This is a genomic window from Chryseobacterium tongliaonense (assembly GCF_041224435.1).
In the GTDB taxonomy this organism is placed as follows: Bacteria; Bacteroidota; Bacteroidia; order Flavobacteriales; family Weeksellaceae; genus Chryseobacterium; species Chryseobacterium tongliaoense.
Map to the genome: position 1 here is coordinate 1 of NZ_JBGFFD010000032.1, position 956 is coordinate 956.

The 956-nt window shown below is 44.5% G+C and carries 1 pseudogene; it reads left to right on the plus strand.

What is annotated here, in order from left to right:
* Positions 1-956 (plus strand): annotated as a pseudogene (locus tag AB8P06_RS20610) (Vgr family protein); the annotation flags it as partial.

Below are 956 nucleotides of genomic sequence, written 5' to 3' on the forward strand. Positions count from 1 at the left end.
CAGAATGCCGACGGAGTATCGGAGAGCCACCATATGGGCATCAACCGTCTGGTCAAACTATCCCTGGTGATAGAAGGTAAAGTCATCAAATATTATAAACATTTCCGGCTTAAGCAGAGTGCCCGTCGCCACCATGAATTTACTTTGACTTTAGCCCATGATACCTTGGGTGACCGCCAGACCCATACCCTTGAAGAAGCCAATAAATTTCTGGGAAAACGCTTAACGGCAGTTATTTCCTATAAAGATATAGACAACAGCCCCGAAAGGACATTCGTAGGAGTGATCACAGGAGTAGGCTTCAGCCAGGAAAAAATGAGCCTGGGAAATATTGTCTTATCAGGCTACAGTCCTACCATATTACTGGACGGAGCTCCCCATATCCAGAGCTTTGGAGGCGGTCAGCCGGTGAATATGGGAATCATCGCCAATGAAGTGATCAAACAGGGAATCGATTCCGGACGTTTCGATATCAGGGTTGATACCAATGACTATTCTCAGATCATCTACAGCAGCCAGTATGATGAAACCCATTATAACTATCTGGCAAGAATGGCAGAAGCTTATGGTGAACAGTTCTATTATGACGGTGAAGTTCTTCATTTCGGAAAGCTTCCCCCACAGAACAAACCCATTAAACTGACCTATGGAAGCAATGCCAACGATATAAAAGTAGAATTAAAAGCAGTACATACCAAGCCCCAGTTTTATGGCTATAACAGCAGCAAAAACGAAAAGTTGACCTCCGGGGAAACTCCCATACAACACGTGAGTGATTTGGCCAAGACAGCTTATGCCCATAACGAAAAAATCTATAAAACCCCGGCACTTCAGGTTGCACCGATCAAAGCAACCACCCATCTCGATGTTGAATACTCTCAGAAAAGTACCTCAGGAAGTGAAGCTGTGAATGTATTTTCCCTATCCGGAAATACCACCGTTCCTTTCTTACATCC